The organism is Streptomyces sp. BYX5S, assembly GCF_054724165.1.
This window is the reverse complement of the sequence record NZ_CM138829.1, coordinates 212,874-226,003: the sequence shown is the minus strand read 5'-3', so window position 1 is coordinate 226,003 and position 13,130 is coordinate 212,874. Positions and strand designations below refer to the sequence as shown.

At 72.8% G+C, this 13,130-nt stretch carries 12 protein-coding genes; 4 read left to right on the top strand and 8 right to left on the bottom strand.

Translation table 11 applies throughout. The annotated features are described in order from the left end of the window. Positions 1 to 7: 7 nt before the first annotated feature. Entirely contained in the window at positions 8 to 1,291 is a 1,284-nt protein-coding gene (locus ACYBSK_RS01055) for an adenylosuccinate synthase (protein ID WP_460244863.1), read from the bottom strand. A gap of 262 nt (positions 1,292 to 1,553) precedes the next feature. Here ACYBSK_RS01055 and ACYBSK_RS01050 point away from each other — a divergent pair, with 262 nt between their 5' ends. Further along, entirely contained in the window at positions 1,554 to 2,324 is a 771-nt protein-coding gene (locus tag ACYBSK_RS01050) for a diacylglycerol kinase (protein ID WP_457481621.1), read from the top strand. A 145-nt stretch (positions 2,325 to 2,469) separates the two neighbouring features. Here the strand turns inward: ACYBSK_RS01050 and ACYBSK_RS01045 are convergent, their stop codons facing one another. Beyond that, positions 2,470 to 2,976, bottom strand: a complete 507-nt coding sequence (locus tag ACYBSK_RS01045; RefSeq protein ID WP_457474905.1) for a GbsR/MarR family transcriptional regulator — start codon at positions 2,974 to 2,976, stop codon at positions 2,470 to 2,472. 92 nt (positions 2,977 to 3,068) lie between these two features. Between ACYBSK_RS01045 and ACYBSK_RS01040 the strand changes: the two genes are divergently transcribed. Together ACYBSK_RS01040 and ACYBSK_RS01035 are read left to right on the top strand one after the other, a co-directional pair. After that, a complete protein-coding gene (locus tag ACYBSK_RS01040) occupies positions 3,069 to 3,989 on the top strand; it encodes an ABC transporter ATP-binding protein (RefSeq protein WP_460244862.1) in 921 nt (306 codons plus the stop codon). Further along, the gene (locus tag ACYBSK_RS01035; RefSeq protein ID WP_460244861.1) at positions 3,986 to 5,602 is read left to right on the top strand and encodes an ABC transporter permease; all 1,617 of its coding nucleotides are present in this window, start codon (positions 3,986 to 3,988) and stop codon (positions 5,600 to 5,602) included. The genes ACYBSK_RS01040 and ACYBSK_RS01035 overlap by 4 nt, the downstream gene beginning before the upstream one ends. A gap of 42 nt (positions 5,603 to 5,644) precedes the next feature. On the opposite strand, the gene ACYBSK_RS01030 is transcribed toward ACYBSK_RS01035, so the two are convergent. The 4 genes from ACYBSK_RS01030 to ACYBSK_RS01015 form a co-directional block, all read right to left on the bottom strand. Then, a complete protein-coding gene (locus ACYBSK_RS01030) occupies positions 5,645 to 6,868 on the bottom strand; it encodes a cytochrome P450 (RefSeq protein ID WP_460244860.1) in 1,224 nt (407 codons plus the stop codon). 19 nt (positions 6,869 to 6,887) lie between these two features. After that, positions 6,888 to 7,562, bottom strand: coding sequence for a response regulator (locus ACYBSK_RS01025; protein WP_457474901.1), 675 nt, complete (start codon positions 7,560 to 7,562; stop codon positions 6,888 to 6,890). Then, positions 7,559 to 8,878, bottom strand: coding sequence for a sensor histidine kinase (locus ACYBSK_RS01020; protein ID WP_460244859.1), 1,320 nt, complete (start codon positions 8,876 to 8,878; stop codon positions 7,559 to 7,561). The genes ACYBSK_RS01025 and ACYBSK_RS01020 overlap by 4 nt, the downstream gene beginning before the upstream one ends. Positions 8,879 to 8,975: 97 nt before the next feature. Further along, a complete protein-coding gene (locus tag ACYBSK_RS01015; RefSeq protein WP_460244858.1) occupies positions 8,976 to 9,860 on the bottom strand; it encodes an alpha/beta hydrolase in 885 nt (294 codons plus the stop codon). Between the two features lie 126 nt (positions 9,861 to 9,986). Between ACYBSK_RS01015 and ACYBSK_RS01010 the strand changes: the two genes are divergently transcribed. Beyond that, positions 9,987 to 10,622, top strand: a complete 636-nt coding sequence (locus ACYBSK_RS01010; protein ID WP_460244857.1) for a TetR/AcrR family transcriptional regulator — start codon at positions 9,987 to 9,989, stop codon at positions 10,620 to 10,622. A gap of 259 nt (positions 10,623 to 10,881) precedes the next feature. Here the strand turns inward: ACYBSK_RS01010 and kynU are convergent, their stop codons facing one another. Beyond that, complete coding sequence (gene kynU, locus ACYBSK_RS01005) at positions 10,882 to 12,075, bottom strand: kynureninase (RefSeq protein ID WP_460244856.1); 1,194 nt, start codon at positions 12,073 to 12,075, stop codon at positions 10,882 to 10,884. Then, on the bottom strand, positions 12,068 to 12,922 hold the full coding sequence (locus ACYBSK_RS01000; protein WP_460244855.1) for a tryptophan 2,3-dioxygenase family protein: 855 nt from the start codon (positions 12,920 to 12,922) through the stop codon (positions 12,068 to 12,070). Before ACYBSK_RS01000 ends, kynU begins: the two co-directional genes overlap by 8 nt. Between the last annotated feature and the right edge of the window lie 208 nt (positions 12,923 to 13,130).

The window sequence follows — 13,130 nt, the reverse complement described above, 5'->3', positions numbered from 1 at the left end:
GTGTCGCCTAGAGGAACGAGTTGACCTCGATGGTCTCGTCGCGGCCCGGACCGACGCCGATCGCGGAGATCGGGGCGCCGGACATCTCCTCCAGCGCCTTCACGTACGCCTGCGCGTTCTTCGGGAGGTCCGCGAAGGTCTTGGCCTTCGTGATGTCCTCCGACCAGCCCGGCAGGTACTCGTAGACCGGCTTCGCGTGGTGGAAGTCGGTCTGGGAGTACGGGAGCTCCTCGACGCGCTTGCCGTCGATCTCGTACGCGACGCAGACCGGGATCTGCTCCCAGCCCGTGAGCACGTCGAGCTTCGTCAGGAAGAAGTCCGTCAGACCGTTGACGCGCGTCGCGTAACGGGCGATGACCGCGTCGAACCAGCCGCAGCGGCGGTCACGGCCGGTGGTGACACCGCGCTCGCCGCCGATGCGGCGCAGGTCCTCGCCGTCCTGGTCGAACAGCTCGGTCGGGAACGGGCCGGCGCCGACACGCGTCGTGTACGCCTTGAGGATGCCGATGACCCGGCTGATCTTCGTCGGGCCCACGCCCGCACCCGTGCAGGCGCCGCCCGCGGTCGGGTTCGAGGAGGTGACGAAGGGGTACGTGCCGTGGTCGATGTCGAGGAGCGTGCCCTGGCCGCCCTCGAACAGCACGACCTTGTCCTCGTCGAGCGCGTTGTTGAGGATCAGGGTGGTGTCGGCGACGTAGCCCTTGATCTTGTCGGCGTAGCCGAGGAGCTCCTCGACCACCTGCTCCGCCTCGATGGCGCGACGGTTGTAGAGCTTCGTCAGGAGCTGGTTCTTGACCTCGAGGGCCGCCTCGACCTTCTGGGTGAGGATCGACTCGTCGTAGAGGTCCTGGACGCGGATGCCGACGCGGTTGATCTTGTCCGCGTACGTCGGGCCGATGCCGCGGCCGGTCGTACCGATCTTGCGCTTGCCGAGGAAGCGCTCGGTGACCTTGTCGACCGTCACGTTGTACGGCGTGATGATGTGAGCGTTTCCGCTGATCAGAAGCTTCGACGTGTCGACGCCGCGCTCGTTCAGACCGCTCAGCTCGGAGAGCAGGACCGACGGGTCGACGACGACACCGTTTCCAATGACCGGCGTGCATTCCGGGGAGAGGATTCCGGAAGGGAGGAGATGCAGCGCGTACTTCTGGTCGCCTACGACAACCGTGTGGCCGGCGTTGTTGCCGCCCTGGTAGCGCACTACATAGTCCACGGATCCACCGAGCAGGTCGGTGGCCTTTCCCTTGCCTTCGTCACCCCACTGAGCACCGAGCAGCACAAGTGCGGGCACAGGCGTACACCCCTTCCGGGCGGGGCATGTCCAAGGTCAGGGGCCGTGGCCGCGGCTGTGCGGCGTGCCTTCGTAAGCCTTGGGGTGCCCCGGAATAGACGAAGCCCCTGGCGCAATAGCGCAAGGGGCTCTTGCACAAAGATGCTACCCGAGGAAGCGAGGCAAGGCCGAGGTGGCGGCTTTGGACCATCCATCTGACCGTGCGGACGACGCGAGCGAGGGGCTGTCGCGGCAGCTGCTGGTGATCGTCGATCCGGTCGCGATGCGCGCCGACGGGGAGTCCGTACGCATCGCCAAGGACGTGTTGTGCGCGGGCTCGACGGCGAAGGTGTGTCTGCCGCAGGGGCCCGCCGATTTCGCGAAAGCGCTGGCCAAGCGGGGTGCCCGGCGGCCCGTCGTGGTCGGCGACGACCGGGCGCTGCTGCGGGCGGTGTCGCTGCTGCACCGGGAGCGGGAGCTGGCGGGCGCGGTGTTCTCGATGGTGCCGGTGGGCTCCGCGGTGTCGCTGGCGCGCTCGCTCGGGGTGCCGGGCGGGACCGTGGACGCGGCGCGTGCCGCGCTCGACGGGGCGGTGCGGCGGCTCGATCTGCTGGTGGACGACAGCGACGGGGTGGTGCTGGGCGGGCTGTCCATTCCGCCGGTCGCGGAGCCGTCGCCGTCCGGCGTGGGGCACGGGCGGCCGTGGTGGCGGGCGTGCGGTTCGCTGGTGCGGTCGCTCGGGGGGCGGGCGCCGGTGGACGGGGGGCGGCCCGCGCGGTTGCGGGTGGAGGCGGACGGGGTGACGCTCGTCGACCTCGACCAGCCGGTGGAGGGGGTGTCGGTGGGGCCCGTCGGGGGGACCGGGCTCGCGCGGGTGGAGGTGCGGCGGGCGGATCCGGATCCGGTGGCGCCGCCGGTGATCGCGCAGGCGAGGGTGGTGACGGTGACCGGGGCGGATTTCCGGTACCGGGCGGATGCGGTGGCGATCGGGGGGCCGGTGCGGAGGAGGACGTGGTCGGTGCGGGCCGGGGCGTGGGCGCTGGCGCTTCCTTGACCCGTCCGGTTGCGCGGCACCGTGGTCGACGCCACGGGGCTCCGCCCCGGACCCCGCTGCTCAATCGCCGCAGGGGCTCCAAAAGATCGGGGCTCCGCCCCGGACCCCGCGCCTCAAACGCCGGCGAGGCTGGAAGGGCGGTGGGTCAGTCCAGGTTCAGGGTTTTGCGGTGGTCGCGCCAGCGGTTCATCATGGCCGCCAGTTCGGCCTGGACGAACTCGAAGAAGGCCAGGGTCTCGCCGATGCGGCGGCCCGCCGGGGTGTCGGGGCCGAGGGTGTCACGGCCCTCGCGGAGCGCGTCCTCCCACTGCTTGAGGATGCTGTCGCGGTTGGTCAGCGCCTCGTACCACTGGTTGCTGTGGACCCGGAAGAGGTCGCGCCGCGTTCCGGGCTCGCGCTCGCGGGAGACCATGTGCTGCTGCGTGAGGTAGCGGACCGCCCCGGACACGGCGGCGGGGCTGACCTTCAGGCGCGCGCCGAGTTCGGCGGCGGTGAGGGCGCCGGAGTCGGCGGCGAGGAGGGCGGCGAAGACGCGGGCGGGCATCCGGGTCATGCCGGCCTCGACCAGCTGCGCGGCGAAGCGCTCGACGAACCGGGAGCGGGCCTCCTCGGCCGCCGCCGCCCGCTTCTCGTCCTTGCCCTGCGCGCTCATGTCCCGATCCTCTCCCCTTGCCCGGCCTGCGACGACAGTTTATACGCTTCCTTAACTTCACAAATTTGTGAAGTGCGCGTAGCTTCACAAACATGACGAAGGCAATCACGGTCTCCGGACTGCACAAGTCGTTCGGCGGGACCCGCGCGCTCGACGGTCTCGACCTGGACGTCGAGGCGGGCGAGGTGCACGGCTTCCTCGGCCCGAACGGTGCGGGGAAGTCCACCGCGATCCGCGTGCTGCTCGGTCTGCTGCGCGCCGACTCCGGCGCCGTCCAGCTGCTCGGCCGCGACCCCTGGGCCGACGCCGTGGAGCTGCACCGCCGGGTGGCGTACGTGCCCGGCGACGTGACGCTGTGGCGCAACCTCAGCGGCGGCGAGGTCATCGACCTGTACGGGCGTCTGCGCGGCGGGCTCGACGTCAAGCGCAAGGCCGAACTCATCGAGCGCTTCGAACTCGACCCGACCAAGAAGGGCCGTACGTACTCCAAGGGCAACCGGCAGAAGGTCGCCCTGGTCGCCGCGTTCGCCGCCGTCGACATCGACGTGCTCATCCTCGACGAGCCGACCTCCGGGCTCGACCCGCTGATGGAGGACGTCTTCCAGTCGTACGTCGAGGAGGCCGCGCGCGAGCACGGGCGCACGGTGCTGCTGTCCTCGCACATCCTCAGCGAGGTCGAGGAGCTCTGCGACCGGGTCAGCATCATCAGGAAGGGCGTGACCGTGGAGAGCGGTTCGCTGGCCGAGCTGCGGCATCTGACCCGTACCAGCGTGACCGCCGAACTCGCCGGCGAGCCGCACGGGTTGAGCGTTCTGCCCGGCGTGCACGATCTCGACGTCCAGGGCAGGCGCGTCCGGCTCCAGGTCGACACCGACAAGCTGGACGCCGTGCTGCGCGCCCTCACCGGGTCCGGGGTGCGCACCCTCACCAGCACCCCGCCGACCCTGGAGGAGCTGTTCATGCGGCACTACCAGGAGGACGTCCGCACGCCCGATGCGGCGGTGGCGCGATGACCGCCCTCGTGAGCGACGGCCGTCCCGTCGCCCGGCCGGGCGGCGCGCGGCACCTCGCCGGTACCGGCACCCTGCTCAGGCTGGCGCTGCGGCGCGACCGCGTCATGATGCCCGTATGGATCGCCGTCACCGCCGTGCTGGTCGTGTCGATGCCGAACTCGCTGGAGAGCGTGTGGCCCACGGCCGCCGAGCGGGCCGACATCGCGGCGTCCATGAACACCAACGGCTCGATGCGCGCCATGTACGGGCCGGTCTTCGGGGACTCGCTCGGCGCGCTCACGGCCTGGCGCGCGGGCACCTTCGCCGCCGTACTCGCCGCGGTCATGAGCCTCCTCGTCGTCGTACGGCACACCCGTGACGAGGAGGAGAGCGGGCGGCAGGAGCTGGTGTCGTCGGCGATGGTGGGGCGGCGCGCGCCGCTGACCGCCGCGCTGCTGGCGGCGTTCGTCGCCAACGGGGTGCTCGCGCTGCTCGTCGCGGGCGGGCTGGCCGCCCAGGGCGGCGCGGGGGCGCTCGCCCTCGGGCTCGCGATCGGCGGCTGCGGCATGGTGTTCGCGACGACGGCCGCGATCGTCGCCCAGTTCACGCAGAGCGCGCGGCTCGCGCGGGGCGCCACCTCCGCGGTGCTCGGGGTGGCCTTCGTGCTGCGGGCGGCGGGCGACTCCGGCACGAACGACGGCTCGTCGCCGCTGACGTGGGTCTCGCCGATCGGCTGGGTCGAGAACGTACGGGCCTTCGCCGGTGAACGGTGGTGGGTGCTGGGCCTGTTCCTCGCCGCCGCCGTGATCCAGGGCGCGGTCGGCTACGAACTCGCCGGGCGGCGCGACATCGGCATGAGCTTCCTGCCGACCCGGCCGGGCCCCGCCGACGGACGCCTCGGCACGGCCGGTGCGCTGGCCTGGCGGCTCCAGCGGGGCAGCGTCGCCGGCTGGTCCCTCGGGTTCCTCGCGGCCGGTGTCGTCTTCGGCGGGATGACCGAGGGGGCGGCCGACCTGGTCGGCGACAGCCGGAACACGGTCGAGATCATCGAGCGGATGGGCGGCCGGTCCGGCATCACCGACGCGTTCCTCGCCACGATGGTCGGCATGCTGGGGATGGTCGCCGCGCTCTTCATCGTGCAGGCGGTCCTCCGGCTGAACGGCGAGGAGACCTCGCAGCGCGCCGAGCCGATCCTCGCCAACGCGGTGGGCCGCCTCGCCTGGGCCGCCGGCCACCTGGTGATCGCCTTCGCGGGCGCGGCCCTGATCATGCTCCTCGGCGGCCTCGGCCTCGCGGTCGGCTACGGCCACGACACCGGCGCGATCGTCGGGGCCTGCCTGGTCCAGCTCGCCGCGATCTGGACGCTCGGCGGGATCGCCGTGCTGCTGTTCGGGGCCTGGCCGCGGGCCGCCGCGGCCGCGTGGGCGGCGGCGGGCGCGGCGCTCCTCATCGGCTGGATCGGCCCGGCGCTGAAGCTGCCGCAGGCCGTCATGGACGTCTCCCCGTTCGGGCATCTGCCGAAGCTGCCGGGCGGCGACATGACGTGGGGGCCGGTGGTCGTGGAGCTGCTGCTCGCGGCGGTGCTGGTCGCCGCCGGGCTGGCGGGACTGCGCAGACGGGACCTCACCACCTGAGCGCGTCCGTGCCGGTGGGGGAACCCCGCCTCACCCGTTTCCTCACAGCTCGACGCGGAGACCCGCCAGGCCCCGGATGACGAAGTTCGGCTTGCGTTCCGGTTCGGCGGCGAGCCGCAGCGTCGGCGCCTGTGTCAGCAACGCCCGCATGGACGCGGCCAGTTCGAGGCGGGCGAGCGGGGCGCCGATGCAGTAGTGGATGCCCGCCGAGAACGAGATGTGGGGGTTGTCGGCGCGGGTCAGGTCCAGCGCCTCCGGGGCGGTGAACACCTCCGGGTCGTGGTTGGCCGAGCCGAAGAGCAGGGCGACCTCCGAGCCGACGGGGATCGTGGTGCCCGCGACCTCGATCTCGTCGAGGACCCAGCGTTCGAAGAGCTGGAGCGGGGTGTCGTACCGCATCAGCTCCTCGATCGCGGACGGCACCAGGGAGTGGTCCGCGCGCAGCGCCGCCAGCTGCTCGGGGTGGCGGAACAGGGCCCACCAGCCGTTCACGGTCGCGTTGACGGTGGCTTCGTGGCCCGCGTTGAGGAGCAGGACGCAGGTGGAGATCATCTCCTGCTCGGTGAGGCGGGCGGGCCCCGTGCCGTCCTCGTCGTCGTGCGCGGCGATCAGACCGGAGACGAGATCGTCGGCGGGCCGCTTGCGGCGCTCCGCGATCAACTCCCGCAGATACGAGGTGAATTCGAGCGACGCGGTGACCGCGGCGCGCGCCGTCTCCGGCGACGGGTTCAGCTCGTACATCCCGCAGATCGCCGCCGACCAGGGCCGCAGCGGCGCCCGGTCGGACTCGGGGATGCCGAGCATCTCGGCGATGACCGCCACCGGCAGCGGCTCGGCGACCGCCGTCTGCAGATCGCCGCCGCCCTCCGCGACGAGCCCCGCCACCAGCTCCTCCGCCAACTTCTCTACGTACGGCTGGAGTTGCCGCACCGTGCCGGGCGTGAACGCCTTCGAGACCAGGCGGCGGATGCGGGTGTGGTCCGGGGGTTCGAGGTCGAGCATGCCGTGGTCGTTGAGGGTGTGGAACGGCTCGTGCTCGGGCGGCGGCGCCGTGCGGCCGAACTCCTCGTGCGCGTACCGGTGTTGGTAGGTGCGGCCGAGGCGGCGGTCGCGCAGCAGCGCCGAGACGTTGGCGTGGTGCGGGATCAGGTACTGGTTGGTCGGCGCGAAGAAGTGCACCCGGCCCGCCTCGCGCAGCGCGGCGTACGCAGGGTAGGGGTCGGCGACGAAGGCCGGTGACCAGGGGTCGAAGGCGGCGGCATCCATGCCGGGACGTTAGTCCCGCTCACCCCGGCGTGACCAGACGTGCCTCGTACGCGAAGACCGCCGCCTGCGTCCGGTCGCGCAGCCCGAGCTTCACCAGGACCCGGCTGACATGCGTCTTGATCGTCGACTCGGCGACCACGAGCCGCTCCGCGATCTCCCCGTTCGACAGGCCCTGCGCGATGAGGACGAGCACCTCCGTCTCCCGGTCGGTCAGCTCCCCGTACGCGTCCGGGTTGCGGCCCGTCGCGAGCCGCGGCGTCTGCGACAGCTTGGAGAACTCGGTGATCAGGCGGCGCGTCACGGTCGGCGCGAGCAGCGCCTCGCCGCTCGCCACCACCCGTACCCCGTCGGCGAGTTGGCGGGCGGAGGCGTCCTTGAGGAGGAAGCCGGAGGCGCCCGCGCGCAGCGCCTGGTACACGTACTCGTCGAGGTCGAAGGTGGTCAGGACGAGCACCTTCGCGCCGGTGTCGGCGGGTTCCGACGCGACGATCTCGCGGGTCGCCTCGATGCCGTTCAGCTCCGGCATCCGGATGTCCATCAGGACGACGTCGGGGTGCAGCTCGCGGACCTTGGCGACGGCCTCGACGCCGTTGACCGCCTCGCCGACGACCTCGATGTCCGGCATGGCGTTCAGCAGCACCGAGAAGCCCTCGCGGACCATCATCTGGTCGTCGGCGACCAGGACGCGAATCATGCCTGCTCCTCGGTGACCGCGGCCACCGGGACGAAGACGGCGACCTCGTAGCCGCCGTCCGCGGTCGCCGCCGCCGTCATCTCCCCGCCGAGCATGGACACCCGCTCCCGCATCCCCGTGATGCCGTGCCCGGCGCCGGGGGACGGCTTCACCAGACCGGTCGACGGACCGTTCACGACCCGGAGCCCCAGCCCGCCGAGGACGTACGCCACCTCGACGGCGGCGTCCGCGCCGGGGGCGTGCCGCAGCGTGTTGCTGAGCGCCTCCTGCACGATCCGGTACGCCGACAGCTCGACGCCGGGCGGCAGTTCACGGGGCGCGCCGGTCACCGTCATCGTGGCGGCGAGCCCGGCGTCCCGCACGTTCTCCAGGAGCCGGTCGAGGTCGGCGAGCGTGGGCTGCGGCGCGTCCGGCGCCTCGTAGTCCTCCGCCCGTACGACGCCGAGGACGCGGCGCAGTTCGGTCAGCGCCGCCACCGCGTTCTCCCGGATCGTGACGAAGGCCTGCTCCAGCTCGGGCGGCGGGTTCTCGACGCGGTACGGCGCGGCCTCCGCCTGGATGGCGACGACCGACATGTGGTGCGCCACCACGTCGTGCAGTTCGCGCGCGATGTTCGTGCGCTCCTCCAGCAGGGTCCGCCTGTCGCGCTCGACGGCGGTGACCGTGCGCTCCTGGACGACCTGGCGCTTGGCCGCGCGGTTGACCTGGACGAGGGCGACCACCGCGACGGCCATGCCGGAGAGCACGGCCATGGGGATGGCGATGCCGCCGTCGATGCCGCCGAAGAGCACGGCGGAGCACAGCGCGTACAGCGTGGACAGGGCCCACATCCACGCCGCCGTACGCGGCCGGGTGCGCGCCGCGACGACCATCATCACGATCGTGTGCCCCAGGAGGCTGCCGCTCGACCACGGGTAGAGGCCGTCGCCGGTCGCCACGACCAGCAGCGGCGCCACCGCCAGCGAGAGCCACCAGGCGAGGACCGGGCGGAGCAGGGTGAGCGCCACGGGGACCGCGACCATCAGCCCGGCGACGAGGGCGAACGCCTGCTCCGAGCCGTAACTCGCCGTCCCCACAAGAAACGTGAGACCGGCCAGGCCCAGCACGACGGCGTGCGGCAGGAGCGCCAGGTGCCTGCGGGCCCGCGCCGGGAACAGCCGCGCCCACGGCCCGTCGGTGCCCGCGCGGGGCAGCGGCCGGTACGCGCGCACCCCCCGGAACAGGTCCTCGCGCAGCCCGCGCAGCGCGGCCTTGACGAGGCTGAGCTCGGGGCTCGGCTCGCGCGGGGCCCCGATGATGGTGGTCGTGTCGGTCATGGCATTCACGGTAGGCGGGGACGGGGGGCCGCCGCGTCCGTACGGAGGAGGGTTCGCGGCCGTCCGTCGCAAGTACTACACGCCGGTGCGGCGCCGCTCACCAGGCCAGTTGCGCGATCTCCTCCGCGACCACCGCGCAGGCGTCCGCCGCCGGGTCGATCAGCGGGAAGTGGCCGACGTCCTCCAGGAACGTGACGCCCACGACCTCGCCCGCCTTCGCCGCCGCGTCGGCGTACGCCTCGGCCACGGCGAACGGGACGGTGGTGTCCGAACGCCCCTGCACCAGGGTCGTCGCGACGCCGGTCGGCAGCAGTTCCGCGGGGTCGGCGTACGGCCGCCGCTCGTCGAACAACTCCTGGACGCCGCCGAGGAACTGGCCGCACGCGCCGCCGCACACGCCGAGCTCCTCGGCGAGCCGGAAGTCCGCGATGGGGGCGAGGGCGACCACGCCGCGCAGCGCCGCCGAGTCCGGGGTGCGCCACGGCGCGCCCTCCGGCAGCACGTGCCGGGCGGCCGCCCACAGCGCGAGCTGGCCGCCCGCGGAGTGGCCCGTCACGATGGTGCGGCGCGCGTCGGCGGACGGGAGGTGCTCCGCCGCGAGTTCGGGCAGGGCGTCCAGGGCGTTCGCGACGTCGTCGAGGGTCTCCGGCCAGCGGCCCGCGACCGGGCCCTCGGCGCCCTGGTGGGGCACCGGGCTGCCGCGCCGGTACTCGACGTTGGCGACGGCGAACCCGCGCCGCGCCAGGAAGTCGCAGAACGGGCTCAGGTGCTCCCTGTCGTACGGCGCCCGCCACGCGCCGCCGTGCAGGACCACGACCAGCGGGGCCGCCTTCGAGCCGTCCCTCGGGGCGTAGAAGTCGACGACCTGATCAGGGTGATCGCCGTACGCGGCGCTGACGTCCGGGGCCACGGCAGGATGCGAGAAGGCCGACGCCTCCTCCGCCTCCTCGCGGGCGGCGCCGGACGTGTCGGGGTCTGGCATGCTCCAACCTCTCGACGTCGTGCGGAACTTGCGATTTCGGGTAAACGGACGCTACCAGGCCGATGACGTGCGTCAACACGCACAGTGACCGGGCAAACGGTTCGCCTGTTCCGTTACGCTGGGGGTGTGACCAGTGACGCGACCGGCGCCCCGACCACCGACACTCCCGAGCCCGGCACGCTGCGGCCCGGCGGGCGGACCGCCCGGGTGCGGGCCGCCGTGCTCGACGCGGCGGGGGACGTTCTCGCCGAGCACGGCTTCGACCGGCTCGACCTCGCGGATGTCGCGCGGCGGGCGGACGTCGGCAAGACGACGGTGTACCGGCGGTGGGGTTCGCCCTCCGGGCTCGTCGCCGACCTCCTCGACCAGATGGCCCAGGAGTCCCTGCCCCGCACCGACACGGGCAGCCTGCGCGACGACCTCACGGCCAACGCGGCCCTGGTGCGGCGGACGTTGGCGGACGCGCGGCAGGGGCCGTTGTTCCGGGCGGTGATCGCGGCGGCGGCGTGCGACGAGCGGGCGGCGGGGGCGCTTGCGCGGTTCTACGCGGTGCGGGTGGGGGAGTGGGCGCCGTGCGTGGAGGGGGCGGTGTCCCGGGGGGAGTTGCCGGTCGGCACGGATGCGGCGGAGGTGATCCGTGCGGTTTCCGCTCCGCTGTACTACCGCCTCCTGACGACCGGGGCGGCTCCCACGGAGGCCGACGCGGCCCGAGCGGTCCGGGCCACCCTGGCCGCCGCCCAATCGGGCGCCTACACCACGTAACCCCCGGGGCTCCGCCCCGGACCCCGCTCCTCAAACGCCGGAGGGGCTGGATGTGCCCGGCCACCCCCGGGGCTCCGCCCCGGACCCCGCTCCTCAATCGCCGGAGGGGCTTGAATGGCTCGCCTGTCGAGCCTCTTAGAGCCGCGTGAGGCTTGGGGTGGGCACCCCAAGCCCCTGCGGCGATTGAGCAGGCCTTTGCTTTTGGAGCCCCTGCGGCGATTGAGCAGCGGGGGCCGGGGCGGAGCCCCGTGCGGGGGGGTCAGGGGAGTTGGTGGGCCAGGGTGGTCGCCGCCCGTTCCGCATCCGCGAAGGACACGTACAGCGGCGTGAAGCCGAACCGGAGGATGTCGGGGGCCCGGAAGTCCCCGACGACCCCCGCCGCGATCAACCTCCGCATCACCTCCCCCGCCTCCCCGCACCGCAACGCCACCTGACTCCCCCGCTCCCCATGGGCGACGGGCGTCACCACCTCCACCCGCCCCCCGGGAACGTACGCCTCGACGCACTCCAGGAAGAAGTCCGTGAGCGCGAGGGACTTCGCGCGCACCGCGTCGAGCGAGACCTCCGGGCGCGACCACACCTCCAGCGCCGCCTCCAGCGCCAGCATCGACAGGATGTCCGGCGTCCCGACCCGCCCCCGCACGACCCCGTCCGCCGCCTCGTACTCGGACCGCATCCCGAACGGCTCGGCATGCGAGTTCCAGCCCGGCAGCGGCGAGTCGAACGCCGCCTGGTGCACGCGCCGCACGTACAGGTACGCCGGCGAACCCGGCCCCCCGTTCAGGAACTTGTACGTGCAGCCGACCGCCAGGTCGACCCCGTGCTCGTCGAGCCCGACCGGCAGCGCGCCCGCGCTGTGGCACAGGTCCCACACCGAGACCGCCCCGGCCGCCCGCACCGCCGCCGTCAGCCCCGGGAGGTCGTGCAGCCGCCCGGTGCGGTAGTCGACGTGGTTCAGCAACACCGCCGCCGTACGCGACGACAGCGCGTCCCGCACCTCACCCGGCTCCACCGCCCGCACCGAACAGCCCGTCATCCGGGCCGCGGACGCGGCGATGTACCCGTCCGTCGGGAACGTCGCCGCGTCGACCAGGATCTCGTCCCGGCCCTCCCCCGCGAGCCGCACCGCGCCCACGAGTGCCTTGAAGACGTTGACGCTTGTGGAGTCGCCGACCACCACCTGGCCGTCGGCCGCGCCCACCAGCGGGGCGATCAGGTCCCCGATCCGCTCGGGCGCCGTCCACCAGCCCGACTCGGTCCACGACCGGATCCGCAGCTCGCCCCACTGCCGCCGCACGACGTCCTCGACCCGCCCCGGCACGTTCGCGGGCAGCGCGCCCAGCGAGTTCCCGTCGAGGTAGACGACATCGTCGCCGAGGACGAAGTCGCCCCGCACAGAAGCGAGTTGGTCGGCGGCGTCCAGTTCCTTGGCCCGCTCGTACAGATCAGACATGGGACCTCGCCGTCCACAGCTCGGGGAACACGTTCTTCTGCGCCCGCTTCTCCAGCCACGCCACCCCGGCGGAGCCGCCCGTGCCCGCCTTCGCGCCCATGGCGCGCCGCGTGGCCACCAGGTGGTCGTTGCGCCAGCGCCACACCAGCTCGGCGACATCGGTCAACGCCTCGCCCAGACGCGCGAGTTCGTCGTTCTCGTCGCCCGCGTACAGGCGCGTCCACACCGCCTCGACCTCCGCCGACGGCTCGTACTTCTTCGACACGTCACGGTCGAGGACGGCGCGCGGCACCGGATGCCCGCGCCGGGCGAGCAGCCGCAGCACCTCGTCGTACAGGCTCGGCTCGTGCAGCGCCTTCTCCAGCTCCGCGTGCACGCGCGGGGCGCCGCGGTGCGGCACCAGCATCGAGGCCGACTTGTCGCCGAGCAGGAACTCCATGCGCCGGTACATCGCCGACTGGAAGCCGGAGCCCTCGCCGAGCGCGGACCGGTACGAGTTGAACTGCGCCGGGGTGAGCTGGCCGAGCGGCCGCCACGAGGCGTTGAGCGCGTCCAGCTCCCTGACGGACCGTTTCAGCGCCGCCACCGCCGTCGGCACGTCGTCCGTGCCGAGGGCGCGCGCCGCCGTCTCCCACTCGTGCACGATGACCGTGAACCACAGCTCCATGACCTGGGTCGTGACCAGGAAGACCATCTCGCCGGGGTCGTCCGAGCGGAGGTGCTGGAGGTGGGTGAGGACGTCGGCCTGGACGTAGTCCTCGTAGGGCGTGGTGCCCGCGAAGTCGAGATGCGGGGTGGCGGGCGCCTCTGTGTCGCGCCCCGCCTCGTGATCCGCGTCGTGGGACATCGCTGTCTCCTGTTTTGTACTCCGGGTAGCGGTCCGCCCTGCCGTTACCGACACGGGGCCCCGGTCCCCACGTGCATCCTCCGCAATCGTCCCCGCAAACGGCAACCCGAAAGAAAGGCGCGTAGCGCTTCCTTGGAAGGGCGGTGGTGGGAGACGGGTGGGCCCGCCTGGTCACAATGGACCGGGCGGGCCTTGCAGAGCGGAGAAC